This is a genomic window from Sinorhizobium sp. 8-89 (assembly GCF_030124325.1).
GTDB lineage: Bacteria > Pseudomonadota > Alphaproteobacteria > Rhizobiales > Rhizobiaceae > Sinorhizobium.
This window is the reverse complement of the sequence record NZ_JASKLR010000003.1, coordinates 100,514-124,838: the sequence shown is the minus strand read 5'-3', so window position 1 is coordinate 124,838 and position 24,325 is coordinate 100,514. Positions and strand designations below refer to the sequence as shown.

Annotated in this window: 30 protein-coding genes; 11 read left to right on the top strand and 19 right to left on the bottom strand. The window is 62.4% G+C overall.

Going from position 1 to position 24,325, the window contains the following annotated elements; genetic code table 11:
* Positions 1-81: 81 nt before the first annotated feature.
* The 7 genes from QN219_RS07940 to QN219_RS07910 form a co-directional block, all read right to left on the bottom strand.
* Positions 82-831 (bottom strand): ABC transporter ATP-binding protein, encoded by a 750-nt coding sequence (locus tag QN219_RS07940; protein ID WP_283999060.1) that lies wholly within the window; start codon positions 829-831, stop codon positions 82-84.
* Positions 828-1,661 (bottom strand): ABC transporter ATP-binding protein, encoded by an 834-nt coding sequence (locus tag QN219_RS07935; protein WP_283999059.1) that lies wholly within the window; start codon positions 1,659-1,661, stop codon positions 828-830. The genes QN219_RS07940 and QN219_RS07935 overlap by 4 nt, the downstream gene beginning before the upstream one ends.
* Positions 1,658-2,590 (bottom strand): ABC transporter permease, encoded by a 933-nt coding sequence (locus QN219_RS07930; protein ID WP_283999058.1) that lies wholly within the window; start codon positions 2,588-2,590, stop codon positions 1,658-1,660. Before QN219_RS07930 ends, QN219_RS07935 begins: the two co-directional genes overlap by 4 nt.
* Complete coding sequence (locus tag QN219_RS07925; protein ID WP_405052109.1) at positions 2,587-3,630, bottom strand: ABC transporter permease; 1,044 nt, start codon at positions 3,628-3,630, stop codon at positions 2,587-2,589. The genes QN219_RS07930 and QN219_RS07925 overlap by 4 nt, the downstream gene beginning before the upstream one ends.
* Positions 3,631-3,672: 42 nt before the next feature.
* Complete coding sequence (locus QN219_RS07920; protein WP_283999056.1) at positions 3,673-5,313, bottom strand: ABC transporter substrate-binding protein; 1,641 nt, start codon at positions 5,311-5,313, stop codon at positions 3,673-3,675.
* Between the two features lie 50 nt (positions 5,314-5,363).
* Entirely contained in the window at positions 5,364-6,419 is a 1,056-nt protein-coding gene (locus QN219_RS07915) for a dipeptidase (RefSeq protein WP_283999055.1), read from the bottom strand.
* A 79-nt stretch (positions 6,420-6,498) separates the two neighbouring features.
* A complete protein-coding gene (locus tag QN219_RS07910; protein ID WP_283999054.1) occupies positions 6,499-6,657 on the bottom strand; it encodes a hypothetical protein in 159 nt (52 codons plus the stop codon).
* A gap of 145 nt (positions 6,658-6,802) precedes the next feature.
* Here QN219_RS07910 and QN219_RS07905 point away from each other — a divergent pair, with 145 nt between their 5' ends.
* Positions 6,803-7,996 carry an alpha/beta hydrolase gene (locus QN219_RS07905; protein WP_283999489.1) on the top strand — a complete coding sequence of 398 codons (1,194 nt, stop codon included), beginning with the start codon at positions 6,803-6,805 and terminating at the stop codon, positions 7,994-7,996.
* Between the two features lie 53 nt (positions 7,997-8,049).
* Here the strand turns inward: QN219_RS07905 and QN219_RS07900 are convergent, their stop codons facing one another.
* Complete coding sequence (locus QN219_RS07900) at positions 8,050-8,391, bottom strand: SMR family transporter (protein ID WP_283999053.1); 342 nt, start codon at positions 8,389-8,391, stop codon at positions 8,050-8,052.
* Between the two features lie 52 nt (positions 8,392-8,443).
* Positions 8,444-9,004, bottom strand: coding sequence for a TetR/AcrR family transcriptional regulator (locus QN219_RS07895; RefSeq protein ID WP_283999052.1), 561 nt, complete (start codon positions 9,002-9,004; stop codon positions 8,444-8,446).
* 140 nt (positions 9,005-9,144) lie between these two features.
* Between QN219_RS07895 and QN219_RS07890 the strand changes: the two genes are divergently transcribed.
* Positions 9,145-9,537, top strand: a complete 393-nt coding sequence (locus tag QN219_RS07890) for a globin (protein ID WP_283999051.1) — start codon at positions 9,145-9,147, stop codon at positions 9,535-9,537.
* Positions 9,538-9,543: 6 nt separating this feature from the next.
* Positions 9,544-9,912: a DUF423 domain-containing protein gene (locus QN219_RS07885; RefSeq protein ID WP_283999050.1), complete on the top strand. Its 369-nt coding sequence runs from the start codon at positions 9,544-9,546 to the stop codon at positions 9,910-9,912.
* Between the two features lie 116 nt (positions 9,913-10,028).
* On the opposite strand, the gene QN219_RS07880 is transcribed toward QN219_RS07885, so the two are convergent.
* The 5 genes from QN219_RS07880 to QN219_RS07860 form a co-directional block, all read right to left on the bottom strand.
* On the bottom strand, positions 10,029-10,343 hold the full coding sequence (locus tag QN219_RS07880; protein ID WP_283999488.1) for an antibiotic biosynthesis monooxygenase: 315 nt from the start codon (positions 10,341-10,343) through the stop codon (positions 10,029-10,031).
* Position 10,344: 1 nt separating this feature from the next.
* The gene (locus QN219_RS07875) at positions 10,345-10,623 is read right to left on the bottom strand and encodes a hypothetical protein (protein ID WP_283999049.1); all 279 of its coding nucleotides are present in this window, start codon (positions 10,621-10,623) and stop codon (positions 10,345-10,347) included.
* Between the two features lie 58 nt (positions 10,624-10,681).
* The gene (locus QN219_RS07870) at positions 10,682-11,092 is read right to left on the bottom strand and encodes a DUF2325 domain-containing protein (RefSeq protein WP_283999048.1); all 411 of its coding nucleotides are present in this window, start codon (positions 11,090-11,092) and stop codon (positions 10,682-10,684) included.
* 268 nt (positions 11,093-11,360) lie between these two features.
* The gene (locus QN219_RS07865) at positions 11,361-12,284 is read right to left on the bottom strand and encodes a TonB family protein (RefSeq protein WP_283999047.1); all 924 of its coding nucleotides are present in this window, start codon (positions 12,282-12,284) and stop codon (positions 11,361-11,363) included.
* Between the two features lie 37 nt (positions 12,285-12,321).
* Positions 12,322-12,759: a hypothetical protein gene (locus QN219_RS07860; RefSeq protein ID WP_283999046.1), complete on the bottom strand. Its 438-nt coding sequence runs from the start codon at positions 12,757-12,759 to the stop codon at positions 12,322-12,324.
* 98 nt (positions 12,760-12,857) lie between these two features.
* On the opposite strand from QN219_RS07860, the gene hemP reads away from it, so the two are divergent.
* The 7 genes from hemP to QN219_RS07825 all read left to right on the top strand — a co-directional run bounded on the left by hemP (position 12,858) and on the right by QN219_RS07825 (position 18,129).
* Positions 12,858-13,124 (top strand): hemin uptake protein HemP, encoded by a 267-nt coding sequence (gene hemP, locus QN219_RS07855; RefSeq protein WP_405052106.1) that lies wholly within the window; start codon positions 12,858-12,860, stop codon positions 13,122-13,124.
* A gap of 10 nt (positions 13,125-13,134) precedes the next feature.
* Complete coding sequence (locus QN219_RS07850) at positions 13,135-14,196, top strand: hemin-degrading factor (RefSeq protein ID WP_283999045.1); 1,062 nt, start codon at positions 13,135-13,137, stop codon at positions 14,194-14,196.
* A 9-nt stretch (positions 14,197-14,205) separates the two neighbouring features.
* The gene (locus QN219_RS07845; protein ID WP_283999043.1) at positions 14,206-15,156 is read left to right on the top strand and encodes a hemin ABC transporter substrate-binding protein; all 951 of its coding nucleotides are present in this window, start codon (positions 14,206-14,208) and stop codon (positions 15,154-15,156) included.
* A complete protein-coding gene (locus QN219_RS07840; protein ID WP_283999042.1) occupies positions 15,143-16,267 on the top strand; it encodes an iron ABC transporter permease in 1,125 nt (374 codons plus the stop codon). Before QN219_RS07845 ends, QN219_RS07840 begins: the two co-directional genes overlap by 14 nt.
* A gap of 9 nt (positions 16,268-16,276) precedes the next feature.
* On the top strand, positions 16,277-17,068 hold the full coding sequence (locus QN219_RS07835) for a heme ABC transporter ATP-binding protein (protein WP_283999041.1): 792 nt from the start codon (positions 16,277-16,279) through the stop codon (positions 17,066-17,068).
* A 186-nt stretch (positions 17,069-17,254) separates the two neighbouring features.
* Positions 17,255-17,617, top strand: a complete 363-nt coding sequence (locus QN219_RS07830) for a hypothetical protein (protein WP_283999040.1) — start codon at positions 17,255-17,257, stop codon at positions 17,615-17,617.
* An 80-nt stretch (positions 17,618-17,697) separates the two neighbouring features.
* Positions 17,698-18,129, top strand: a complete 432-nt coding sequence (locus QN219_RS07825; protein ID WP_283999039.1) for a hypothetical protein — start codon at positions 17,698-17,700, stop codon at positions 18,127-18,129.
* A gap of 133 nt (positions 18,130-18,262) precedes the next feature.
* Here QN219_RS07825 and QN219_RS07820 read toward each other — a convergent pair whose 3' ends face one another.
* The 3 genes from QN219_RS07820 to QN219_RS07810 form a co-directional block, all read right to left on the bottom strand.
* Entirely contained in the window at positions 18,263-19,765 is a 1,503-nt protein-coding gene (locus QN219_RS07820) for a sensor histidine kinase (protein ID WP_283999038.1), read from the bottom strand.
* A gap of 254 nt (positions 19,766-20,019) precedes the next feature.
* Positions 20,020-20,574 (bottom strand): RNA polymerase sigma factor, encoded by a 555-nt coding sequence (locus tag QN219_RS07815; protein WP_283999037.1) that lies wholly within the window; start codon positions 20,572-20,574, stop codon positions 20,020-20,022.
* Between the two features lie 8 nt (positions 20,575-20,582).
* On the bottom strand, positions 20,583-20,795 hold the full coding sequence (locus QN219_RS07810) for a NepR family anti-sigma factor (protein ID WP_283999036.1): 213 nt from the start codon (positions 20,793-20,795) through the stop codon (positions 20,583-20,585).
* 137 nt (positions 20,796-20,932) lie between these two features.
* On the opposite strand from QN219_RS07810, the gene QN219_RS07805 reads away from it, so the two are divergent.
* On the top strand, positions 20,933-21,727 hold the full coding sequence (locus tag QN219_RS07805) for a response regulator (protein WP_283999035.1): 795 nt from the start codon (positions 20,933-20,935) through the stop codon (positions 21,725-21,727).
* A gap of 246 nt (positions 21,728-21,973) precedes the next feature.
* Here QN219_RS07805 and QN219_RS07800 read toward each other — a convergent pair whose 3' ends face one another.
* Together QN219_RS07800 and QN219_RS07795 are read right to left on the bottom strand one after the other, a co-directional pair.
* On the bottom strand, positions 21,974-23,557 hold the full coding sequence (locus QN219_RS07800; RefSeq protein WP_283999034.1) for an FGGY-family carbohydrate kinase: 1,584 nt from the start codon (positions 23,555-23,557) through the stop codon (positions 21,974-21,976).
* Between the two features lie 97 nt (positions 23,558-23,654).
* Positions 23,655-24,320: an HAD family hydrolase gene (locus QN219_RS07795; protein ID WP_283999033.1), complete on the bottom strand. Its 666-nt coding sequence runs from the start codon at positions 24,318-24,320 to the stop codon at positions 23,655-23,657.
* Positions 24,321-24,325 lie beyond the last annotated feature (5 nt).

The following is a 24,325-nucleotide window of genomic DNA, read 5'->3' as shown; positions in this document are numbered from 1 at the left end:
GAGACAATGTCTTGGTGCGTTTTTTGCATTTCACAGGAGATCGGCGACGGGAATAGAGGCCAAGCCGCTTCGGGGGCGGGCTCACCCCCGCCGAAATCCCTTGCTCGCCAGCATCAGGTTGCGCGTATAGTCCTCGCCGATGCGTCCCGCGACGAGATCGGCCGACGACAGCCGCTCGACCACGCGTCCGTTCTGCATGACCGCCAGCCGGTCGCACATATGGGTGACAACCCCGAGGTCGTGGCTGACCATGATGAAGGTCAGCTTGCGATCGCGACGCACTTGTTCAAGGAGGTTGAGCACCTCCGCCTGGACAGATGCATCGAGTGCCGATGTCGGCTCGTCGAGCAGCAGGATCGAAGGCTCGAGGATGAGCGCCCGCGCGATGGCGATGCGTTGACGCTGGCCGCCGGAAAGCTGGTGCGGATATCGGAAGCGGAAGCCCGAACCGAGCCCGACCTCGTCCAGCGCCTTCAGGATGCGGCGCTCGCCGTCCCCAACGCCGTGGATCGCCAGCGGCTCCAGCAATTGCCGGTCAACCGTCTGGCGCGGATGCAGCGACCCGTAGGGGTCCTGGAACACCATCTGCACCGAACGGTAAAATGCCTTGTCGCGGCGCGCGCCTTGAAGCTGCTGGTCCTCCACGCGGATCGTACCCTCGGCTACCGGCGCAAGCCCTGCGACCGCCCTGAGCAAGGTGGATTTGCCCGAGCCTGACTCGCCGACGAGACCGAAGGACTCGCCGGCAGCGACATCGACCCCGACAGCGTCCAGCGCCTTGAAGTCGTCATACCTGACCGTGAGATTTTGAACGGAAACGGCAGTCGTCATAGCGCCCACTCCGGCTTGCGGTCGAGGACGGGCAAGGGATGGCGATCCGCCCCGATGACGGGCATGCAGTTCAGGAGGCCTTGCGTATAGGGATGCTTGGCGCTGGCGAGATCCGATGCGGCGATCTCCTCGACGATCCTCCCGGCATACATGACCAGCACCCGATCGCAGAAGGACGAGACGAGCCTGAGATCGTGCGAGATGAAGATCAATCCCATGCCGCGATCTGCGACCAGCTTGTCGAGGATCGACAGCACTTCGAGCTGCACCGTCACGTCAAGGGCAGATGTCGGTTCGTCGGCGATCAGAAGCTCGGGGCCTGCGACCAGCATCATGGCGATCATCGCCCGCTGGCCCATGCCGCCCGAAACCTCGTGCGGGTAAAGGTCGAAGACGCGAGCCGGGTCGCGAATCTGCACCGCCGCGAGCATATCCAGCGCCCGCTCTCGCGCTTCAGAACGGCTGACGCTCTCGTGCCGCCGAAGCGTCTCGACGATCTGCCGGCCGATGCTCATCACCGGATTCAGCGAATATTTCGGATCCTGCAGGATCATCGCAATGCGCTTGCCGCGAAGATCCCGGCGGACTTTTGGCGGAGCGGAAAGCAGATCGATACCGCCGAACGAAAGCGTCTTTGCAGTCACCTCGGCGTGCGACGGCGTGAGCCCCATGATCGCCCTGCCCGTCTGCGACTTGCCGGAGCCGCTCTCGCCGACGATGCCGAGACGTTCGCGCCCGAGCGTAAAGGAGACGCCGCGCACGGCCTCGATCACGCCGGTGCGCGTCGGAAACCGGACCCTCAGGTCGTTGACGGTCAGAAGCGCGCTCATTGGCCGCCCTCCCGAGGGTCCAGGGCGTCGCGCAGGCCGTCGCCGAGCAGATTGAAGCCGAGGCTGACAATCAGGATGGCGATACCGGGCATGGTGGCGACCCACCATTGATCGAGAATGAAGCGGCGGCCGGAGGCGATCATCGCACCCCATTCCGGCAGCGGCGGCTGCGCGCCAAGGCCAAGGAAACCGAGGCCCGCCGCCGTCAGGATGATACCGGCCATATCGAGCGTAACGCGCACGATCAGCGACGACAGGCACATCGGCATGACATGGCGGAAGATGATGCGCGCCGGCGACGCCCCCATCAGTTGCACCGCGGCTATATAGTCGGAATTGCGCACCGTCAGCGTCTCCGCGCGGGCGATGCGCGCATAGGGCGGCCAGGAGGTGATCGCAATCGCGATGACGGCGTTTTCGATGCCGGGTCCAAGCGCTGCGACGAAGGCAAGCGCCAGGACGAGCTTTGGGAAGGCGAGGAAGATATCGGTGATGCGCATCAGCACGGCGTCGACCCAGCCACCGGAGTATCCGGCGACGGCGCCGACGATAAGGCCTACGGGCGCGGCGATGATCGCGACGAGCACGACCACCGCAAGCGTCAGCCGCGACCCGTGGATCAGTCGCGAGAGGATATCGCGGCCCTGGTCATCCGTGCCGAGCAGATAACCCTCGCTTCCCGGCGGCAACAGCCGCGCGCCGCCGAGGTTGCCAACGACTGGCGAATGCGGCGCCAGCACATCGGCAAAGGCCGCCACGAACACCAGCCCGAGCAGAATGATGAGGCCGAGAACCGCCAAGCGATTGGCCGAAAAGCGACGCCAGGTCATATAGGCGCGGCCGAGACGCGCCTGGGTGCGCGATTGCGGCCGGTCGGACAGCAGCCATTCGCGGCGTGTCATCGGTCGTGTTTCCGTGGCAAGGCTCATCGCGCGCGCGTCCTTGGATCGAGCGTCCGGTAGAGGAGATCGGACAGGAGATTGATGCCGATGAAGACCGACCCGATGATGATCGTACCGCCGAGCACGGCGTTCATGTCGGCATTCTGCAGCGAATTGGTGATGTAGAGGCCGAGCCCCGGCCAGGCGAAGACGGTTTCGGTGAGCACCGATCCTTCAAGCAGGCCCGCATAGGAAAGCGCGATCACCGTCACGAGCGGCACGGCGGCATTGCGCAGCGCGTGGCCCCAGATGATCCGCGCTTCCGAAAGACCCTTGGCGCGCGCGGCGACGATATATTCCTGCTGCAGCTCGTTCAGCATGAAGCTGCGTGTCATGCGGCTGATATAGGCGAGCGAGAAATAGCCGAGCAATGATGCCGGCAGAATGATGTGGCGGAAGACATCGCGGAAGACATCCCACTGCCCCTGCCAGAGCGCGTCGACGAGATAAAAGCCGGTGATCGGCGAAAACGTATACTCGTAGACCACATCGATGCGGCCGGGATAGGCGACCCATTGCAGCCGCGCGTAGAAGACAAGCAGGGCAAGCAGGGCAAGCCAGAAGATCGGAACCGAGTAGCCGACAAGGCCGATGACGCGGACGATCTGGTCGGCGATACTGCCGCGCCTGACCGCTGCGAGCACGCCGAGCGGGACGCCGATAAAGGCGCCAATCAGCGTTCCAAGCGTCGCAAGCTCTATCGTCGCCGGGAAAACGCGGCGGATATCCGTCATCACCGGGTTAGTCGTCAGCACCGAAACGCCGAAGTCGCCGGAAAGCGCCTGTCGGGCATAGATGAAGAATTGCTGGTAGAGAGGCAGGTTGAGCCCCATCGCCTCACGCGTTCTCTCGACGACATGCGAGGGCGCCCGGTCGCCGAGAACGGCGAGGACCGGATCGATCGGGATCACGCGGCCGATGAAGAAGGTGACGGCGAGAAGGCCGAGATAGGTGGTTGCCACGACGACAAGGAATTGCAATGCCGAGGCCACAGCCTTTCGGGAACGGGCGCGTCTGCGCCCGCTCAATCGTTCTGTTCCACTCATGCTCAAGGGAACGGTCCTTTCGGGTTATTCCTTGGAGACGTTCCAAACGTAGTTGGTGTCGAAGCTCGGACCGAGCTTGAGGCCTTTCAGGTTACCGCGAAGGCCGGCAACTTCCGTCTGCTGGAAGATGATCACGAACGGGCTTTCCGCCAGAACGGTCTTCTGCAGCTCCTTGTAGGTCTCGGCGCGTTTCGCGCTATCGCGCTCGAGCAGCGCCTCCTTGGTCTTCTTCGTCAGCTCCGGAACGTCCCAGGCATTGCGCCAGGCAAGCGTCTTGTTCTTGCCTTCGTCGGAATTGTCCGGGTTGCTGGTGAAGGTTTCGGCGTTCGAGTTCGGGTCGAAATAATCCATGCCCCACTGACCGATATACATGTCGTGGTTGCGGGCGCGGTACTTCGTCAGCGTCTGCTTGCCGTCGCCCGGGATGATCTCGAGCTTCACACCGGCCTGTCCGAGCGTCTGCTGGAAGGATTCGGCAACGCCGGTGACCGGCTGGGTGTTGCGCACGTCCATGGTGACGGAGAAGCCGTCCGGGTAGCCGGCCTTTGCCAGCAGTTCCTTGGCCTTGGCCACATCGAGCTTGTAGGGGTTCTCGTCAAGCGCGCCCAGAACGCCCTTCGGCAGGAAACTCTGGTGGATTTCGCCGATGCCCTTGATCAGGGTCGAGCCGATCGCATCGTAGTCGACGAGGTACTTGAAGGCTTCGCGCACCTCTGGCTTCGCCAGCGCCTCGTTCTTCTGGTTGAGGCTGATGTAGTAGACCGTGCCCTTCGCTGCGCTGGTCGTCGCCAGATCGCCGTTCTTCGCCACGGCCTCGTAGTCGCCGGGCTCGAGGTTGCGCGCGACGTCCACGTCGCCGGCTTCGAGGGCCAGACGCTGACCGGAGCTTTCCTTCATGTGCCGGTAGATGACGCGCGCCAGCTTTGCCTGTTCGCCGTAATAGTTGTCGTTGCGCTCCAGCACCACGACTTCGTTCGCCCGCCATTCGCGCAGCTTGAACGGACCCGAACCGGCATAACCCGTCTTCAGCCATTCGTTGCCGAAGTCGTTGTCATACTTATAGTCCTCGGTCGGGGTCACCGCCTTGACGTGCTCAAGCACCAGCTTCTTGTCGACGACCGAAGCAACCGTTGCGGTCAGGCAGTTCAAGACGAAGCTCGGTGCATAAGGCTGGTCGACGGTGAAGACAAAGGTTTGCGCGTCGGCGGCCTTCGCCTTTTCGGTGACGTTGTCGCCGTTAAGGCCGAACTGCGTAAGGATGAAGGCCGGGCTCTTGTCGAGCTTCACGGCGCGCTCGAACGAATAGGCGACGTCCTCTGCCGTGATCGGGTTGCCGGAGGCGAATTTCAGACCGGATTTCAGCTTGAACGTATAAGTCAGGCCGTCATCGGAAACCGTCCAACTGTCCGCGAGATCGCCGACGACCTTGGTCGTGTCGTTGAGATCGAGGCGGACGAGCAGGCTGTAGGTGTTGCTGGTCATTTCGGCGGTCGAAAGCTCGAAGGCTTCGCCCGGATCCATGGTGATGATGTCGTCGAATGCGAAGGCTTCGACCAGCGTGTCCTTCGGCGTCTCTGCGAAGGCCGGCTGCGAAGCGCCCATCAGCATGGCAAGTGCCGCCGAAGCGGCAAGCAGTCGAAAACGTCCATTGAGCTTGTGCATCATTTTTTGCAGTTCCCTCGTTTTATGCCCTTTCCGGGCCTTTCATCATAGGATCAGGCAGCCTCGTGCCATGCCTGTCCCAGAACTCTCAGCCAGTTCTCCCGGCATATCTTTGCCAGTTCGCCCTCACCATATCCGGCGTCTTCCAGTGCTGCAACGAGCCTCTGGTTACCCGCCGCGTCGGCTATCTCCTCCGGTATGGTCGCGCCGTCGAAATCTGATCCGAGCGCGACGCAATCGATTCCCATGCGCTCGACCATGTAGTCGACATGGCGCACCATGTCGGACAAAGGCGTTGCCGCATTCTCCTGCCCGTCGGGGCGAAGCATCGTCGTCGCGTAGTTAAGACCGACGAGCCCACGGCTTTCACGCACGGCGTCGAGTTGCCGGTCGGTGAGATTGCGGGCAACGGGCGTCAGCGCGTGGGCATTGGAATGGCTGGCAACAAGCGGCTGGTCGGTCGTCTTCGCCACATCCCAGAAGCCCTGTTCGGTGCTGTGCGCCAGATCGATCAGGATGCCGAGCCGGTTGCAGGCGCGCACTAGCTCGAAGCCCGCCTCGGTCAGACCTGGGCCCGTATCCGGAGACATGGGATAGGCGAACGGCACGCCATGCCCGAAGACGTTGTGACGGCTCCAGACCGGACCCAGCGACCGAAGCCCCGCCGCATAAAAGGTTTCGAGCGCCGAGAGATCGGGCCCGATCGCCTCGCAACCCTCCATATGCAGCACGGCGGCGAAGACACCGTCGGCGATCGCGGAGCGGATTTGCGCGGTCGAACGACAGAGCCTCCAGGCTCCGGCGCGATCGAGCCTGATCGCGATGTCTGCAAGCTCCATAGCCGTAGCGAGCGACGGCAGACGATCAAGCGGCGCGGACAAAGGGGTAGCATAGTGGCCGTTTTCGTCCGGCGTCTTCAGCACCAGATCGCCCGACGGAATGTAAATCGCCGAGAGACCACCCGCGAGGCCGCCACTGCGGGCCCGCGGCACATCGATGTGGCCCTTGTCGCTTCCCTCGACGAATTCGGCTATCGGATCGCCTCCGCTGCGGCTGTGCTGCCAAAGGCGCAGAAGCACGTCGTTGTGGCCGTCGAAAACCGCCTGCATTCCTTAGAATTCCTTCGCGTTATCAGGGAGATCGGATGGAATTCTTCCATGCCGCATCCAAAGAAGGGACGCGGCGATGCTATTGAAACGCATCGACCATTTCAATGAATTTCAAGGGTTTTTCCCAGCGCTGCCTGTAGCGAAATGTTGCATGAATGCACCGCGGAAAGGGCGACGATACCGGAGCGCCATAGAAAAACGCCATTCGAAAGGTGTCCACCGGCAGAAAATCTGCCATGGCTTTCGCCGAACGCGAGCTTGCGTACGATCATGTTCGGTCACGACGACCGTCGAAAGCTGTGCGGGGAGTGTCGAGGTTGCCGCCAATCCGGTTTGTGAGTTTGAGAACGCGGTCGCGCCGCACGCTGCTTTGCCTGGGATTGATGCTGTCGGTCGCCGGCTGCGGCGGTCGCCCCGTCGGGGTTCTGGTTCCCTCGGGTACGGCGGCCGGCGCATCGGAAGTTGACCTGCTGGTGGCAACAACGCGCGCTCCGTCGGCCGACCCCGGCATTCTCTACACCGGCGAGCGCGCGCCTCAACTGTCGCTGACCGAAATCGTTGTCTCGATTCCTCCGGCCAGCAACCGGAAAGTCGGTCAGGTCCAGTGGCCAAAGAAGCTGCCGGCCGATCCGACGCGTGAATTCTCGACGGTCAGCGTCAAGCCGCTGACGCCAGGCCCGGAAGCGCAAGGCTGGCTTAACGCGCAAATGCCGGAGAACCGTCGCGTCCTGATCTTCATTCACGGCTTCAACAACCGGTTCGAGGATGCGGTCTACCGTTATGCCCAGATCGTCCACGATTCGGGCGCCGATGTCGCTCCGGTCATCTTCACCTGGCCGTCGCGGGCCAGCATCTTCGACTACAACTACGACAAGGAAAGCACCAACTATTCCCGCGACGCCCTCGAGGAACTCCTGCACCGCGCATCCAAGGACCCGTCTGTCGGCCAAATTACGCTGATGGCGCATTCGATGGGATCCTGGCTGACGGTCGAGGCCCTGCGGCAGATGGCGATCCGCGACGGCCGTATCGCCCCCAAGATCACCGATGTCATCCTCGCCTCGCCCGATCTCGACGTCGACGTCTTCGCCAAGCAGTTGGAGGCCATGGGCAAATCGAGGCCCAAGTTCACGCTCTTCGTTTCGCGCGATGACCGCGCACTGACCGTCTCCCGGCGGATCTCAGGCAATATCGACAGGCTCGGGCAGATCGACCCGTCGGTCGAGCCCTACAGGAGCCAGCTCGAAAAGGCAGGGATAACCGTGCTCGATCTGACCGCGCTTAAAGGCGGGGACAGGCTCAACCATGGCAAGTTCGCCGAGAGCCCGGAGGTCGTGCAGCTCCTCGGCAATCGGCTCATTGCCGGCCAGACGGTAACGGATTCCGATGTCGGGCTCGGCGAACGTGTTGGAGCCGTTGCGCTCGGCACCGCGCAGACCGTCGGCAGCGCCGCCAGTATCGCCGTCTCGACGCCGATCATGATCTTCGATCCGCGCACACGCGAGAACTACGATGACCAGGTTCGCCGCTTCGGCCAATCCATGGAAAATACCGTCGGCTCAGCCGTGACGCCCTGAGGGCAGCGCGAACACCGTCTTGAGCACGGCCCGTCACGCGGACCTTCAAGCGCTCAGTGAAACGTCGACTTGGAAAAGAGATTGAGGACCAGCACGCCGGCGATGATGAGCGACAACCCAAGGATCGCCGGCAGGTCGAGCTTCTGGCCGAAGACGAGATAGCCGGCGAGCGAGATCAGCACGATGCCGAGGCCGCTCCACAGCGCATAGGCGATGCCGACCGGAATATAGCGCAGCGTATAGGACAGGAAAAAGAACGCGACAGCATAGCACAGCACCATGACCACTGTGGGCGCCAGCCGCGAGAAATGCTGCGCCGCCTGCATCGCGGAGGTGCCAAGAACCTCGAAGACGATTGCGATCACCAGGACCGTATAGAGCATGGCGGGGTTCATGGGATGTCTCCGGTGATAGGTGAGAGCGATCTGCTCCGACTTCTTTGCTGTATTATTGCAGTGACAGCGCCTTGAGCTTCTGGAGCAGAAACGACCGCGTCTGTGCATCGAGTTCATGGCTCTCAAGCAGGTCCGCGAGCCAAATGCCGTCGGCGGCAAAACGGGCGAGAAGGCAGTTCGCCGAGGAATCGGTCTCGGCGAACTCAGCCGCGCGCTGCGCCACCCACTCGCGCCAACGCGCCTTGAGATGCGGTTCGGCAAGCAATGCAATCGTCAGTACCTGCCACCCCTTCCCATCCGCTTTCGCCTCCAGCGCAAGGCAGACGGTCAGATAGGCGCGCGTGAACCGCCCCCGCTCGACATTGTCGCCCGCCATCGCCTCCTCGATCGCCCGATCGAAGCGCGCGACGAGCTCGTCGAACAGGCCGTCAAGCAGGGCGAGCTTGTTGGGAAAATGGTGCAGGAGCCCGCCTTTGCTGACGCCTGCCGCCTGCGACACGGCGTCCAGCGTCACGGCACCGATGCCCTGCTCCAGCGACAGGCGCGCGGCGACCTCCAGCAGTTGCTGACGAACCCGCTCGGGCTGTTTTTTCCTGTGATAGGCGTTTGACATGCCACATAAAGATACCGTCTGGACGGTTTGTCAAGTGTATATGTCACGTGCTCGGCGCGATGAAAGGCCGCAAACGGAAATGATGAAAGAGATTGTCGCAAGGCGGATCGCGTTATACCAGATCGGTAAAGGACGACGACATGCCGGAAACCGAGACGACGACACTCTATGAAGCGATCGGCGGCGACGCCACGGTTCGCGCACTCACACGACGTTTCTATGCGCTCATGGACAGCCTCCCGGAGGCTGCCCGGTGCCGGGCCGTCCATCCGCCGGATCTCTCAGGCAGCGAGGAAAAGTTTTACGAATATCTGACCGGCTGGCTCGGCGGACCGCCAATCTACATAGAAAAGCGCGGTCATCCGATGCTGCGGCGTCGCCACTTCGTCGCGGAGATCGGCGCCGCCGAGCGAGACGAGTGGCTGCTTTGCTTCACACGCGCGCTCGAGGAGACGGTTGCCCATCCGAAGTTGCGAGCAATCATTCTCGAACCGATCACGCGGCTCGCCTATCACATGCAGAACAAGGAATAGTCTTCGATGCCGAACAGCGGAACGCGAGGGACAGTGCTTTTCGTCGCCGGGCTGATGGGGGTTGCCGGTGTCGCCGCGGCAGCAGCGGCGTCGCATGGCGCCGATCCGCGGCTTCTCGGCGGCGCCTCCGCCATGTGCCTCGCCCACGCGCCGGCGCTTGTCGCGCTCCATGCGGGGTGGGCGCATTTCCGTACGGCCGCGATCGCGGCATTGTTGCTGGCCACGGGCACTGCGCTCTTCGCGGGTGATCTCACCGCCCGCCATGCTCTCAGCCATGGTCTTTTCCCGATGTCGGCACCGCTTGGCGGACTAACGATGATGGCCGGCTGGATCACCGTGGCGCTCGGGACGTTTCTGCCGTCGAAGGCAAGCTGAGGGCTGCCGGAATGGACGCGGCTTGGAGCAATTCCGGGGAAAGTGTGTAACGGCTTTCCGTCTGAAATTGGGCAGTTTCGACGAGTTGGACCATTTCACTGTTTCAATGAATTGATCTAGGCGCCCTCGACCACCGAGTAACCCTCGAATTTCGGCGGACCGAGATACATCGCCTTGTTGTCGCCGGCGCTCCTGTGCGCCGCTCGGAAATTTTCCGACTTCGTCCAGGCGATGAAGGCGTCCTTGCTTTCCCAGGTCGATTTCGAAATGAAGGGTGTGTAGCCCTCTTCCGGCACGCTTTCTCCGCGAAGCAGATGGAACGAGATGAAGCCGGGCATTTCGGCGAGGCTCGAGTCCCGGCCCTTCCAGACGGCTTCGAAAGCCTCTTCCTGGCCGATCGCAATACGGAAACGGTTCATCGCGAAGTACATCTCATCGCCCCTGTGCATGATCCTTTTTCAACGGGGTCTCGACCCCGGCGCTCGGGAAAGGCAGGATAACCCCCTCAAGCGCTGACGCAAGCCCGAGAGGATCCCTGCCCGGCTGCCGCGCCTGCCAAGTGGGAAACTCGGCAACGTTCGCATTTTCCTCCAGCAAGCGGGCGCGGCGGGTCATGAGTTCGTAAAGTTCAGGCACCAGTCCATCGCCGAACTGCGAGGCCAGCTTGTGAAGACCGATCATCATCATTTGATCCGGGCGCTCATCATTCATCGTCAATTCTCCGGGCACGGCGCGCCCATGCGCACGCGTGGCATGTCTTCGTATAAGGTCAGCTGTCTCGGCTGTGGGTGGTGAGATCCTGCAGCGCCCGCTCAAGGCTGGATTTCGAGCCATTGCGCAGCGGCACGAAGGCCTTGCCCCACTTCTTGCAGCCGGTCTTCACGCGAAGACACGCGTCGTGGCTGATGCAATCTATGGGGCAGAAGACGCAATCGACTGAAGGAAGGACGCGGTCGATGCGCGACACCGCTTCGCGCAGGCCCCCGTCGTGATGGATCAACTCTGCACCGAAGGAACTGGCGATCTCACGCAGATGGGCAACCTGGCAGTCCCGGCCACCGACATAGAGAAAGCTGCGGCCCTCGAGCGTCGCCTTGCCGGCATCGGGCCTCGGTTCGAGCGTTGTGTTCGCCGCTTTGCCCTTGCTGCCCTTGCCTGCGTTCTGCCGCTTGCCGCGCATGCATTCCTCTCCATCTTGCTTCCGTGGCACGCGGCACTTCGCCGTCGATCACCCTCGGGATTGATTCAGAGCACACACCGAACGGTTGCGTGACGGTCGCAACCTATTAAACTTGATAATCAGAGTAAAGTATAAACATGAGTTTTTAATTCATATTTTTTTGGACCATTCACGGGCCTCCGCTGCCACCACTCATCCGGCGTTTGCCACCCAGTTACGGGCCATAGCGAAGGTGAAAAACGGTCTTCCGCAGGCGTGCGAACGGTATTTAACGGGTGGTGAACGTCAGCGGGATGGTGAAAACCCAGCTGTCGCGACCTGCACCGGCAGGAATCGCCGGGAAGGGGGCCGCGCGGCGTACAGTATCGAGTGCCGCTTCATCGAGGATCGTTGAGCCTGCGCTTTTCGCCACGCTGACGCCCACCACGCCACCACCGGAGGTTACGGTGAAGCGAACGTGGGCGACGCCGCGCAACCGCTGGCGCTTTGCCTCGGAGGGATAGCGGAATGCCCGGTTGAGCTTGCTGCGCACCTTGCCGGGATAGTTCGATGCTGCGGCGTTGCCCGATTGCTGCGCAACGCTCCCCTTGTTGCCTGCGGCGGCGCTCGCCGCGGCATTTTCGACGCCGTCGGCCTTGCCCTTGACCTGCGACTTCGCTTGCTCGCCGCCGTCTCCGGCTTTTTTCCGCGTGACTTTCTTTTTCTTCACCGGCTCCTTCTTCGGCTCCGGCTTTTCTACCTTCGGCTTCTCGACCTTTTCCGGCTCCGGCTTTTCTTCCGGAACGACGGTCTCGACGGGCGCTACGCTGGCTGTGACCGCCGGCTCCGGCTGCTGAAGGGTGGGCATCTCGTCCGGCGGCAGGATGACGTCCGTCTCCGGCGGCGTGATGTCGGACGGCTGTTCAGAGACGACCTCCTGCGTGGTCGGCGGCACTTCCTCGCTCAGTTCCTCCGTCGGCTGAATCTCGTCCGGTTTCAGCTCTTCCGCCATATCTTCCGTCGGCTCGACGATGTCAGAGGGATCACCCGCCTGGAGCGTTTGCGCGAAAGCGTCGCCAAGCAGCGTCACTTCCGTGACAGCGCCGCCGGCAGTTTGGACGACCTCTTTATCTGGGCTGACCAGCATCGCGCCGCTTGCGTGTGCAAGAAGCGACAGCGCGATCGCCCCCGTCCATTTCACCGTCTGCTTCATCGATGCCTTACCTTCATCGCCGACCGGCCGGCACCGCTCAGCCCTTGAGCTCGACCGCCGACTTGGAACCGGTCTTGAGACCCGTCATGCAGGTGTTCTTGTCGACGCCTTCGCCGACACATGCCGGTGCATCATTGATCAGGAGACTTTTCACCGACTCGCATTTCGTGCCCGGCAGATCGAATTGGCGCACCCTCGTCTTGCCGGCAGGCAGATCACGGAAGTCGAGCACGGCCATGCGCTCCACCAGTCCCTGCTGATCGAAGAGGACGAATTCGAAGGAGACTTTCGAGAGCGACTGCGCCAGCGCGTTGCCGGCAACGAACGTCAGTTTGCAGCCCTTCTCCGAAGGAGCGACGTCGTTCAGCTCGATAGCGAGCCCCCCGGAAGCCGCAGCCTCCTGCGCGATAGCAGGTGCGACAGCGGGAAGGAGCAAGAATGCGGCCGAAAAGGCGAAACGGAAAAGACGCGTCATCATAACACCACTCGACATCTGCGCGCCTTGCCCGGAATTCCCGAAGGCTCACGCTCTAACTTGACTGTAATAATCCGGTATTGCGTCCTTAAATAAATATGAGTAATGAAGTCAAGATACTAATAGGAATACGCGGGAGGAATTCGGGAAACAGCCGGTACGTCCCTCGCGAACTGGCCGAGACCGTGACACCTAACGATAAAGATAACGCGCGCCCCTCGCAGCCGACCCTTGCCGGTCGAACCCAGCGAATCGTGGAAAGCCGCGACCTTTTCCGCGGCGAAAGCGAGATCCTCATTTCGCACGACGGTACGATCTACCGGATGAAGATCACCCGTCAGGGCAAATTGATCCTGAATAAATAGGCAGAAGACAATGATCGACAGCATTCGCCCAACCCCTTCCGAAATCCGCGCCTACCGCGCAGCGAACCCGAAGCTGCGCGAGCGCGATATCGCTGCGCAGCTCGGCGCGTCGGAAGCCGCGTTCGTCGCGGCAGAATGCGGCATCACCACGGTCCGCATCGATGGCGACGCCAACCGCTTTCTGGAGCGGGTCGAGGAGCTGGGCGAAGTGCTGGCGCTCACCCGCAACGAAAGTGCGGTCCACGAGAAGATCGGCGTCTACGAAAACATCAAGGCAGGAAAGGCCGCCGCCCTGGTGCTGGGTTCCGAAATCGACCTGCGCATCTTTCCCAGCTCCTGGGCCCACGGCTTTGCCGTCAGCAAGACAGACTCCAACGGTGATATCCGCCGCAGCTTGCAATTCTTCGACAAGTGGGGCAACGCCGTCCACAAGGTTCACCTGCGCCCCGCCTCGAACCTCGCCGCCTACGAAAGGATCGTCGAGGACTTCCGTCTCCCTGACCAGTCACAGGATTTCGTCGCCGACACGAGCGCACCGACGAGCGACGACGGGCACAATGTCGCGGTCGACGCCACGGAACTCAGGGAGCGCTGGACGAAGCTGACCGATACTCATCAGTTCCACGGAATGTTGCGCCACCTGAAGATCGGCCGGCGCCAAGCCTTGCATGTCGTCGGCGAGGACCTGGCGTGGCGCCTCGATCCGACCGGCGTCGAGGCGATGATGCGCGGCGGCGCGGAAATCGAACTGCCGATCATGTGCTTCGTCGGCAACCACGGCGTGATCCAGATCCATTCCGGTCCGGTTGCCCGCATCGGAGTGATGGGCCCGTGGCTCAACGTCATGGATCCGAGCTTCCATCTCCATCTGCGCACGGACCATATCGCCGAATTGTGGGCCGTGCGCAAACCGACAACGGACGGGCATGTGACCTCGCTTGAGGCGCTCGACGCCAAGGGCGAGATGGTCATTCAGTTCTTTGGCAAGCGTAAGGAAGGTCTGGCCGAACGGCCCGAGTGGCGCAGCCTCGTGGAAGGCCTGCCCCGGCTGAACACGACCGTCGCAGCCTGAGGAACGATCATGATTACCGGTCTCGATTTCCGCCGCCTTCGCCGTTGGGAGCTGGCGCTTGCCGCCTTCGCGCTTTCCGCGCCGCTGCTGCTGCCGACGCTGGCCCCCGGAGGCCCCTCCTTCCTGCGCCCGGCAATGGCCGAGGACATGCAGCGACCGGACGTTTCCCGCGTTGTGTCGGTCGGCGGTGCGGTTACCGAGATCATCTACGCGCTCGGCGAGGAAAACCGCCTCGTCGGTCGCGATTCCACCAGCACCTATCCGGAAGCGGCAACGAAGCTTCCCGATGTCGGCTACATGCGGCAATTGGCGCCGGAAGGGATCATCGCTGTCAATCCGACGGCGATCGTGGCAGTCGACGGTAGCGGACCGCCGGAGGCGCTCGCGGTGCTGAAGGAGGCGAACATTCCCTTCACCAGCGTTCCCGAGACATTCGACAGGAACGGTATCGTCGCGAAGATCCGCGCGGTCGGGGCCTTTCTCGGCGTTGAGGAAAAGGCGGAGGCGCTCGCAAAATCCGTGGAGCAGGATCTCGATGCCGCGCTCGCGGAGACGTCCAAGCGCCCCGAGAGCGAACGCAAACGCGTCCTCTTCATTCTCAGCACCCAGGGCGGCAAGATACTGGCTTCCGGCACGGGCACGGCGGCAAACGGCATTATCGAGCTTTCAGGCGCGGTCAATGCCGCTGGCGCATTTCCGGGCTACAAGGCGCTGACCGACGAGGCGATCATCGAAGCCAAGCCGGATGTGATCCTGATGATGACCCGGGGCGGCGATCATTCGGCCGGCGTCGACGAGCTGTTCGCCATGCCCGCCCTGAGCTTGACGCCGGCCGCGAAGAACAAGGTGCTGATCCGCATGGACGGGTTGCACATGCTCGGCTTCGGCCCCCGCACCGCCGGTGCGATACGTGAACTGAACGCCGCAATCTACGGAAAGAAGACCAATGCCCCGCAGTGAGGCGATGGAAGGCAGCATGCGCGCGCCTGCCTTCGCCGCCAATATCGTCAGCGAATGGCGCGCGGGGAACCGTTCGGGGCTTGCGCGCCTGCTGATTGTCGTGCTCGCGGTTCTTGCGGCGGCAACATTCGTCACGTCGATCATGACCGGCGCCGCCGACGCCTCGCTATACAATGTCTTCGATTGGCTTGCCGGCGCAGAGGGAGCTGACCAGGCGCTGAGTGCCCGCGACCGCATCATCATCCTCGACATCCGCCTGCCGCGGGCCGTGCTTGGCCTGCTGGTCGGCGCGTCCCTCGCCGTCTCCGGCGTGGTCATGCAGGGCCTGTTCCGCAATCCGCTCGCCGATCCCGGTCTCGTCGGCGTTTCGTCCGGCGCGAGTCTTGGCGCCGTTCTGCTGATCGTACTCGGCGCCAGCCTGTTCGGCCCGCTCTTTGCGCTCGTGGGTTTCTACGCGCTTCCAATCGCTGCTTTCTTCGGCGGCCTCGCCACGACCCTCCTCCTCTACCGCATTGCGACGCGCGGCGGCCAGACGTCGGTGGCGACAATGCTGCTTGCGGGCATTGCGCTCGGCGCGCTCACCGGTGCGGTCACGGGCGTCCTCGTCTTTATTGCCGATGACAAGCAACTGCGAGACCTGACCTTCTGGGGGCTCGGTTCGCTTGCCGGCGCCAACTGGACGAAAATTCTCGCCGCCGCCCCAATCATGCTCATGTCGCTTGCCGTGGTCCCCTTTCTGGCACGCGGCTTGAACGCGATCACGCTCGGCGAAGCGGCGGCATTCCACATGGGCGTTCCCGTCCAGCGCCTGAAGAACGTCGCGATCCTGAGCGTTGCGGCCGCGACCGGTGCCTCCGTTGCGGTCAGCGGCGGCATCGGTTTCGTCGGCATCGTCGTGCCGCATCTTCTGCGCCTCGTCATCGGTCCGGACCACCGCTACCTGCTGCCCGCCTCGGCCCTCCTCGGCGGGACGATGCTGATCTTTGCCGACATGCTGGCCCGAACGATTGTTGCCCCCGCCGAATTGCCGATCGGCATCATCACCGCCTTCGTCGGCGCGCCCTTCTTTCTCTGGATCCTGCTGCGCGGCCGATCGAACATGGGACTTTGAGAGCGCGTCATGATCACCGTTTCCGATATCTCCGTTCGGCTTGGGGGCAGGCAGGTCCTCCACGGCGTCTCGTTCGCTGCCGCTGCCGGTACGATGACCGCGATCGTCGGACCGAACGGATCGGGCAAGACAACCACCTTGAAGGCGGTTTCGGGCGAACTGTCGCCCGAAACCGGCAGGGTGACCATCAATGGGCATGATCTCACCGGCCTCAGGCCATGGGAGCTTGCGCTGAAACGCGGCGTCCTGCCGCAATCGACGGTTATTTCCTTCCCCTTCACGGTACGCGAAATCGTCCGTCTCGGCCTTTCGGCCGGCGGCACGGGCAGCCATGCCGCCAACGCCCGCATCGCCGACGATGCGCTCGAAGCCGTCGACCTGGCAGGCTTTGCCGGACGCTTCTATCAAGAGCTCTCGGGTGGCGAGCAGCAGCGCGTCCAGCTTGCGCGTGTCCTTTGCCAGATCTCGGCGCCGGTCAGCGATGGCGAGCCCCGCTATCTCCTGCTCGACGAGCCTGTATCGAGCCTCGACATCCGCCACCAGCTGACGATCATGCAGCTGGCACGCCAATTCTGCGAACGCGGAGGCGGCGTGGTCGCAGTCATGCATGATCTTAATCTGACCGCCATGTTCGCGGACCAGATGGTGATGATGAAGGCCGGCCGTGTCCGCGCAAGCGGGCCGCCAAGGAAGGTCTTGACCGACGAAACCATGGAAGCCGTGTTCGGATGCCGGATGCAGGTCAATGTCACCCCGGCACAAGACGTTCCCTTTGTACTGCCGCAATCGGTGGCGATCTGATCGGCCGCCTGCGCGCCTTTTTCCAAGCTGCCGGAAGCTGTTTGCGATAAGGGCAGGATTTATCGAAACAAAACTCGCCTTCGTGCGTTGTTCCGCTGAATGTCGGCCGAGGCGTGCCTCGCCGATGGGGGTTGAACACGCGCCGGCTGTCTTGGCCGGCGTTGCAGCGAAAGGGAGCTTCATATCATGGCAACGGGCCTCTTCTCGAGTTCGAGCACCAGGAAACGCAACGGCGGACACGGCGAATCCCCTATCGAAGATCAACTCCACGAAATTCGCGAGGACATAGCGGCGCTGGTCGGACTGCTCAGCGAGCGCGGGGCGGCCGTTTCCCACGACGCGAAAGCCAAGGCGAAGGGCGCGCGCGATCGGGCCGAAGCCGATCTTGAAAATCTGCTGACCAGCGGCGAGCAACTGCTCTCGGATTTGCGCGACCGCTATTCCGGAACGGAAAGAGAGATCCGCAGGGCGGTGCGCGAGCATCCGATCGCAACGCTCGGCGCTGCGGCGGCGATAGGCCTTATCGCGGCTGCGCTTCTGCGCCGATAACATTTCCATAGGGGTGAACGACCAGCCGCAGGAAAGCCCGCGCTTCCTGTACCGCTTGACGGGTGATCGGAGTAGCTTGCATGGGAACCCTCGGGGCCGCCTTGTCCGCCTTGCTCGCAGTCGACGTGACCGCCACCGCCTCACGCTACAGGCGCAACGTTGTTCTATGGGCGGTCATCGCGATCTTGCTCGGCACCGCTTACGTCTTCGCGCTGGCAGCGGTCGCGTTGTTTCTCGCGGCACGCTATTCGCCCGTGGCAGCCGCTACCACGATGGCGGTCATTCTGTTCGTGACGGCGTTGATCCTTCTCGGCGTCATGGCAGCGCTTCGTGCCCGCGATCGACGGCTCGCCGAAGCGCGCAGGCGCCGCGCGGCGCTTCAGGCGAATCTGGCGCTTGTTGCCGCCGGAAGCATCGTGCGAAAGCAGCCGCTGCTCGCCGCCGCGACAGCCATCGCGGTCGGAGCCCTGCTTGGTCTCGGCAAGGGCCGCCGTCGCAGCGAAGAGCGCTGATTTCGCGCCGAGGCGGCATGATCTGGCGCGGTAAACGCCCCTCAATCGGGCCTGCGGGTCACCTTCTCCCCGGCAAACCACAGTCTCTCAACCCCCCGCTCCCGCCTGCCAAGAGAGGTTAGGGCAATCACAACTATAGTGGCAGCCGGATCAGCGCGGTCACGCCGGCCGGCAGGTATTCCACCTTGACGGAACTGCCGATGACCTTGTCGAGGCTGCGTTCGATCAGGATCGAGCCGAAGCCCCGTCGTCTGGGTTCGCGAACCGGGGGACCGCCCACCTCCGTCCAGGTCAGGTGCAAGACGGCACCACCGTCTTCGACGACGCTGCGCGCCGTCAGCACGACCTTGCCCTTCGGCACCGAAAGCGAGCCGTACTTCACGGCGTTCGTCGCCAGCTCGTGCAGCACCAGCCCAAGGCCAACCGCCTGGTCCGGCCCCAGCAGGATTTCGTCCTTGTGGATCTCGACCTGTTCGGCATAGTCGCTGACATAGGGGCGCAACTGCTTCGATATCAGCTCGGAAAGGTGGATCGTGCCCCATTCGTAGTCGGACAGCAGCCCGTGTGCGTCCGAGATGGCCTGGAGCCGGCCCGCAAATGCCGCCATGAATTCCACCGGATCGCTCGTCTGTCGAAGCGTCTGACGCGCCAGCGACTGCAGCATTGCCAAGGTATTCTTGACCCGGTGATTCAGTTCCTTGAGCAGAAGTCGCGTCCGCTGCACCGACTCCTGCTGATCTGTGACGTCAATGGTCATGCCCAGGAAGGTCAGCGGAGCACCCTTGCCGTCGCGGTCGAGCACCCTGCCGCGACCAAGCAGCCAGCGCCCGCTGTCGCGGATGCGAAACATGCCGTCATATTCCTCGTTCGCCGCCATAGCCTCCCTGAGCTTGGAGAATGTCGCGATGCGATCGTCGGGATGAATGGCGGCGAAAATCGTCTTGGCACCTACGGAACGCTCGGCCGGGAGCCTGAACATGCGCATCATCGCGCTGTTGCCCGCAACCACGCCGGCACGGATGTCCCAGAGCCAACTGCCGACATTTGCCGCGTCAAGCGCCATGGCGAGGCGTTGCTCCTCGCGCGAAAGTGCCGCTTCCTTGAGTGCACGTCGGCGCGCCTCATCCTTCAGCTTGAGCAGCGAGGCCGCAACATCGGCGACCCGGCGAAGGTCATCGACCAGTTTCGGCGCGATCTCCTGGCGCGGTGCCACATCGAAGACGCAGACGGTACCGACCGCCTGGCCGTCCAGAAGAATGCAGGCGCCTGCATAGAACCGCAGGAACGGCGCATCGGTTACCCTTGGCCGATGACGAAATAGCGGATGCCGGGAAGCATCGAGCACCACGAGGACGCTGTCGGGGTCCGCAATTGTGTGGAGACAGAAGGTTTCGTCGCAACGTTGTCGCGTTTCCGTCGTTCCGACGGCCGCCTTGAACCATTGCCACTCAATGTCAACAAGGCTGACGATCGCGATCGGCGCGCTGAACAGGCTTGCCGCGAGCTTCGCAAGACCGTCGAAGTCGCCGTCCGGCACCGCCATGTCGGGTACGACCGCATGCAGCACGCCAAGTCTTTCGGGGGTGTCGAGCACCTGCGCTACCGCTGGAAGCATCGCCTCGGTCTTCTCGCGCATCCGGTCCAACTCCAAGTCGCGCACCCGCAGCAGAACCGATCAGGGTCCACTGCATGTTTCCTTAAATCGTACCCGATCTAAGGTTAAGAACATGCAGCAGTTCAAAGTGCTACAGCGTCCTTTGCGCGTCTGAAAAGACGCGCAAAGGACGCTGTAGCAGGTTCCGGCCGTCACACCAGTGATCGGTGCTCGCAGCAAAAAAGCAGGACCGCCTTCGCCTTGCAACGGTCTGACGTCGAGAGCGCGCGAGAATATCATGAAACGAAGGCGCGCGAGGTGATGGGCGCCGACGTCTCATCAGGGCCGTAATCGTTCTCGCCCTTCACCTGGAGAATTTCCTGCAGACGCTGGCGGGCGCGATTGACCCGGCTCTTGATGGTGCCCAGTGCGCAGCCGCAGATCGTGGCGGCTTCTTCGTAGGAAAAACCGGACGCGCCGACCAGAATGATGGCTTCACGCTGGTCCGGTGGCAGCTGATCCAAAGCCCGCCGGAAATCCTGAAGATCGAGCGAACCATATTGCTCGGGGTGGTGGGCAAGGGTTTCGGTGAAATGGCCGTCGCTGTCCTGGATCTCCCGGCCGCGCTTGCGCATCTGGCTGTAAAGCTCGTTGCGCAGGATCGTAAAGAGCCAAGCCTTCATGTTGGTACCGATCTCGAAATGGTCCTGTTTCGCCCAGGCTTTCATGATCGTGTCTTGCACGAGATCGTCCGCGCGGTCGTGGCGACCGATCAGCGACATGGCAAAAGCGCGCAGGCTTGGCAGTGCAGCAAGCATCTCACGCTTGAATTCTTGGTTTTCGGACGACATTCCGGCGGTTACTCCCTGCCTTGCAGAGCCGATCGGCCTTGCAGAGTCGAGTGCTGTTCCGCTGCGTCCAGCTTTTCCAGCAGATCGAGAAAGCGGGTTGGAATCGCCTCCTCCTGTACTGATTGATAGAGCGCTTTCAGCTTCGCCGCGATCTGTGCATTCGGATCGTCGGTCGACGAGCTTGTGCCAATCGGCCGCCCTGCCCCTGAATTATACCTCATTTTACAATCGTCACCTTCGAGAGTTCGCCTGCACCATAACGCAGAGGAAAAATGAAATGTTCCGGCGCGGAACCTTTTTTTCGGCGGGGCGTTTCCGCGTGGTGACAGAAATAAAAAACTGACCGAGGGAGTCCTGCATGGCACTGTCGAACCGGATCGCTCCACTTCTGCCTTATTTGCGCCGTTACTCACGCGCGCTGACCGGCTCACAAACTTCGGGCGATGCTTATGTAGCCGCGGTTCTTGAAGCTCTTATCGCCGATACCACGATCTTTCCAGAAGCAAGCAGCGACAGGGTCGCCTTGTTTCGCCTCTACACTTCATTGTTTGGTTCATCCTCGGTCCTGATCCCGGAGCCGGTTTCGCCCTTCGCCTGGGAACAACGGGCGTCGGTCAACCTTGCGGCGGTGTCACCGCTTGCTCGCCAGGCCTTTCTGCTCGTGTCGGTCGAGGGCTTCAGCCCATCCGAGGCTGCAGAGGTGCTTAACGTCGATTCAGCCAGATTAAGCGATCTTCTCGAGCGGGCCTCGCAGGAAATCTCCCGCCAGGTTGCCACCGATATCATGATTATAGAGGATGAACCGCTGATCGCGATCGACATCGAACAGATGGTCAAGAGCCTCGGCCATCACGTCACCGGTATTGCACGCACCCGGGACGAGGCAATCGCTCTTTACAAGGAAACCAAGCCGGGAATGGTGCTCGCCGACATCCAGTTGGCCGACGGCAGTTCCGGCATAGATGCCGTCAACGAGATCCTTAAAACCAGCGCCATCCCGGTGATTTTCATCACCGCATTCCCCGAAAGGCTGCTTACCGGCGAACGGCCCGAGCCGACATTCCTTGTTACAAAGCCCTTCAACCCTGACATGGTCAAGGCGCTTATCAGCCAGGCACTCTTCTTCAACGAGTCGACGAAAGCGGCGGCCTGAGCCGCAAACCAACCGCGATATTCCTGAGATCTTTCTGAAAAGCTCACGGTGCCAAACGCAAAACAGCCAGTGCCGAGGGAAGGGCACTGGCTGAGCTGAATCAACTCACAGAGGGGATGTGAGTTGGCAACCGGCGGTATGCCTCCGGCGTCACATTGGGGGCGATGTGCGCCACCGTCCGGTTGTACGCAAAAACGCGCGAAGGAAAAAAAGGTTCCAATAAAAAATGACATCGACGCGGCACCGTTATCGCATCGCCTCCAGCTCGGCGCGATGCCGGTAAAGCGTGAGAAACCGCCGATAGTCGCGGTCGTAGAAGTCGCGCGAGGCAGCATCGGGAAGACGGACCTCGCCGCCGCACGCCATTGCCGATCCGGCCTTTGCGAGACCGGAATAGAGACCGCCGGCGACAGCAGCCGCCATCGCGGTGCCGAGCAGCACTGCATCGGGCGTCTCGGGCGCAACGACGCGGCAGCCGGTGGCGTCGCAATAGAGCTCCATCAGCAACGGATTGCGCACATGGCCGCCGGTCACGTGCAGCGTGTCGAGGTTATATCCCGCCCCTTTCATCATCTCGAGGATGTGCCGTATTCCGAGCGCAATCGCAACACAGGTGCGCCAGTAGAGACGGCAAAGCGCATCAAAGGATGAATCGAGCGCGAGGCCGCTGATGACGCCGAGCGCATGCGGATCGGCCAGCGGCGACCGGTTGCCGTGAAAATCAGGTAGGACGTGCAGTCGTCCGGCGAAGCTCGGGCCGTGCAGCGCACGCAGTTCCTGCACGCGCTCGATGATCTTCATGTGCGTCTCCGCGGTCGGCTCCCGCCCGGCACCATGCATGCGGACGATATGGTCGAGGAGCGCGCCTGTCGCCGATTGCCCGCCCTCGACCAACCAGCAGCCCGGAAACACCGCTTCGAAATACGGCCCCCACATGCCGAAGCCGGGCTTCATATCGCGCGAAAAGGCGACGATGCAGCTTGACGTGCCGCCGATGAGGGCCAGCTGCCGTTCGAGATTTGCGGGCTCGGCGGCAAATCCACCGAGCACGCCGAGCGCGCCGGCATAGGCGTCGATCAGCCCCGGTGCAACGCGGCATTCCGTATCGAGCCCAAGCTCCGCCGCCGCCGCCGCGCTCAAGCGCCCGACGGCACTTCCGACGGGCAGGGTTTCGTCAGGCAATCTTCCCCGGTCGAGAAGGTCCCCGAGACCGATCTGTTCGAGATAGTCCTGCTGCCAGCCACTCCCCTTGTGCGCCAGATAATTCCATTTTGCCGTCAGGGTGCACCGCGAGCGAGCCGCGCTGCCTGTCGCGCGCCACGACATGTAATCCGCAAGATCGAAAAAATAGCCCGCCCTCTCCCATTGCCGCGGCAGGTTCCGCTTCAGCCACATCAGCTTCGGCATTTCCATCTCCGGCGACATCACGCGGCCGGAATGATGAAGAACGGGATGCTCCGTCGACGTACAGAAATCGGCCTCCGCCAGCGCCCGGTGATCCAGCCAGACTATCGTGTCCCAGCGCGCTTCACCGCCGCGATTGACCGAAAGCGGTGCGCCATCGCGGTCGCGCACGACAAGCGAGCAGGTCGCGTCGAAACCGATGGCCGCAACGCTCTCGGGCCGGACACCGGCGTTGTCTCGTGCCGCCTTGACCGCCCCGCACACGGCCGCCCAGATATCCTCGGAGTCATGCTCGGCGTGGTTTTCTTCCGGCCGGTTCATGGCAATCGGCCTGTCGGCCCGCGCGAGAAGCTTGCCTTTCCGGTCGAAAAAGCCGGCACGGGCGCTACCGGTTCCGATATCGACCGCAACGACCAATTCGCGCATCAATGGAAGTCCCCGTCCCGAGATCATGGTGATTTTAGAGAGCTCAGAGTCGGACACGGACAGAAAACCGCTGCACGATCCGCGATCCTGTTCTGAATTACTGCCGGACAAACTGTATCAATTCGCCCATGTCGTCAAACAGCACATCGGGATCCAGTCTGGCCAGCGCCTGCCGGTGCAGGTCGTTTCGCGCGTGGCTTGCACCGGCGAAGGCGAAGACGCGCATGCCGGCGGCTTTCGCCGCTTCGATACCGGCCGGGCTATCCTCCACGACGATGCAGTCGGCGGGGATGTAGCCCATTTGCGCGCTCGCATGAAGGAAGAGATCGGGTGCCGGTTTGCCGTGCGCCACCATGCTTGCGCTGAAGATGTGTGGCTCGAAAAGGTCGATCAGTCCGGTCACTGTCAAGGAAAGACGAATGCGCTCGGGCTGGCTCGACGAAGCAACGCAGCAAGCACCATCGAGCTGCTCGACCGCCCGGCGAATGCCGTCAACGGGCCTCAGTTCCTCGCGGAAGCGTGCATAGAGACGCGTGCGCATCCCTTCCAGAAAGGCGTCGTCGGTCGCAAGGCCGTGTTCGTCGCGAAGGATAGCGGACATGGTCTTCAGACTGCGGCCCAGAAAGCGTTCGCTCGCCTCCGCCGTCGTCATCGATACGCCGGCCGCATCCAGCGCCTCGACCAGAACGGCGAGCGAGATCGGCTCGCTGTCGACCAGGACACCGTCACAGTCGAAAATGATCAGCCCAGGGCCGTCCGCCATCGGCT

What these genes read in the sequence shown, in the direction of transcription:
- QN219_RS07835 (WP_283999041.1), top strand. Translation starts at nt 16,277, where the DNA reads ATGATCACCGTTTCCGATATCTCCGTTCGGCTTGGGGGCAGGCAGGTC.
- QN219_RS07865 (WP_283999047.1), bottom strand. Translation starts at nt 12,284, where the DNA reads ATGAAGCAGACGGTGAAATGGACGGGGGCGATCGCGCTGTCGCTTCTT.
- QN219_RS07930 (WP_283999058.1), bottom strand. Translation starts at nt 2,590, where the DNA reads ATGAGCCTTGCCACGGAAACACGACCGATGACACGCCGCGAATGGCTG.
- QN219_RS07870 (WP_283999048.1), bottom strand. Translation starts at nt 11,092, where the DNA reads ATGCGCGGCAAGCGGCAGAACGCAGGCAAGGGCAGCAAGGGCAAAGCG.
- QN219_RS07825 (WP_283999039.1), top strand. Translation starts at nt 17,698, where the DNA reads ATGGGAACCCTCGGGGCCGCCTTGTCCGCCTTGCTCGCAGTCGACGTG.
- QN219_RS07935 (WP_283999059.1), bottom strand. Translation starts at nt 1,661, where the DNA reads ATGAGCGCGCTTCTGACCGTCAACGACCTGAGGGTCCGGTTTCCGACG.
- QN219_RS07910 (WP_283999054.1), bottom strand. Translation starts at nt 6,657, where the DNA reads ATGGCAGATTTTCTGCCGGTGGACACCTTTCGAATGGCGTTTTTCTAT.
- QN219_RS07860 (WP_283999046.1), bottom strand. Translation starts at nt 12,759, where the DNA reads ATGACGCGTCTTTTCCGTTTCGCCTTTTCGGCCGCATTCTTGCTCCTT.
- QN219_RS07795 (WP_283999033.1), bottom strand. Translation starts at nt 24,320, where the DNA reads ATGGCGGACGGCCCTGGGCTGATCATTTTCGACTGTGACGGTGTCCTG.
- QN219_RS07815 (WP_283999037.1), bottom strand. Translation starts at nt 20,574, where the DNA reads ATGTCGTCCGAAAACCAAGAATTCAAGCGTGAGATGCTTGCTGCACTG.
- QN219_RS07890 (WP_283999051.1), top strand. Translation starts at nt 9,145, where the DNA reads ATGCCGGAAACCGAGACGACGACACTCTATGAAGCGATCGGCGGCGAC.
- QN219_RS07920 (WP_283999056.1), bottom strand. Translation starts at nt 5,313, where the DNA reads ATGATGCACAAGCTCAATGGACGTTTTCGACTGCTTGCCGCTTCGGCG.
- QN219_RS07915 (WP_283999055.1), bottom strand. Translation starts at nt 6,419, where the DNA reads ATGCAGGCGGTTTTCGACGGCCACAACGACGTGCTTCTGCGCCTTTGG.
- QN219_RS07830 (WP_283999040.1), top strand. Translation starts at nt 17,255, where the DNA reads ATGGCAACGGGCCTCTTCTCGAGTTCGAGCACCAGGAAACGCAACGGC.
- QN219_RS07880 (WP_283999488.1), bottom strand. Translation starts at nt 10,343, where the DNA reads ATGTACTTCGCGATGAACCGTTTCCGTATTGCGATCGGCCAGGAAGAG.
- QN219_RS07805 (WP_283999035.1), top strand. Translation starts at nt 20,933, where the DNA reads ATGGCACTGTCGAACCGGATCGCTCCACTTCTGCCTTATTTGCGCCGT.
- QN219_RS07845 (WP_283999043.1), top strand. Translation starts at nt 14,206, where the DNA reads ATGATTACCGGTCTCGATTTCCGCCGCCTTCGCCGTTGGGAGCTGGCG.
- hemP (WP_405052106.1), top strand. Translation starts at nt 12,858, where the DNA reads ATGAGTAATGAAGTCAAGATACTAATAGGAATACGCGGGAGGAATTCG.
- QN219_RS07800 (WP_283999034.1), bottom strand. Translation starts at nt 23,557, where the DNA reads ATGCGCGAATTGGTCGTTGCGGTCGATATCGGAACCGGTAGCGCCCGT.
- QN219_RS07940 (WP_283999060.1), bottom strand. Translation starts at nt 831, where the DNA reads ATGACGACTGCCGTTTCCGTTCAAAATCTCACGGTCAGGTATGACGAC.
- QN219_RS07895 (WP_283999052.1), bottom strand. Translation starts at nt 9,004, where the DNA reads ATGTCAAACGCCTATCACAGGAAAAAACAGCCCGAGCGGGTTCGTCAG.
- QN219_RS07905 (WP_283999489.1), top strand. Translation starts at nt 6,803, where the DNA reads ATGCTGTCGGTCGCCGGCTGCGGCGGTCGCCCCGTCGGGGTTCTGGTT.
- QN219_RS07850 (WP_283999045.1), top strand. Translation starts at nt 13,135, where the DNA reads ATGATCGACAGCATTCGCCCAACCCCTTCCGAAATCCGCGCCTACCGC.
- QN219_RS07810 (WP_283999036.1), bottom strand. Translation starts at nt 20,795, where the DNA reads ATGAGGTATAATTCAGGGGCAGGGCGGCCGATTGGCACAAGCTCGTCG.
- QN219_RS07820 (WP_283999038.1), bottom strand. Translation starts at nt 19,765, where the DNA reads ATGCGCGAGAAGACCGAGGCGATGCTTCCAGCGGTAGCGCAGGTGCTC.
- QN219_RS07900 (WP_283999053.1), bottom strand. Translation starts at nt 8,391, where the DNA reads ATGAACCCCGCCATGCTCTATACGGTCCTGGTGATCGCAATCGTCTTC.
- QN219_RS07875 (WP_283999049.1), bottom strand. Translation starts at nt 10,623, where the DNA reads ATGAATGATGAGCGCCCGGATCAAATGATGATGATCGGTCTTCACAAG.
- QN219_RS07840 (WP_283999042.1), top strand. Translation starts at nt 15,143, where the DNA reads ATGCCCCGCAGTGAGGCGATGGAAGGCAGCATGCGCGCGCCTGCCTTC.
- QN219_RS07885 (WP_283999050.1), top strand. Translation starts at nt 9,544, where the DNA reads ATGCCGAACAGCGGAACGCGAGGGACAGTGCTTTTCGTCGCCGGGCTG.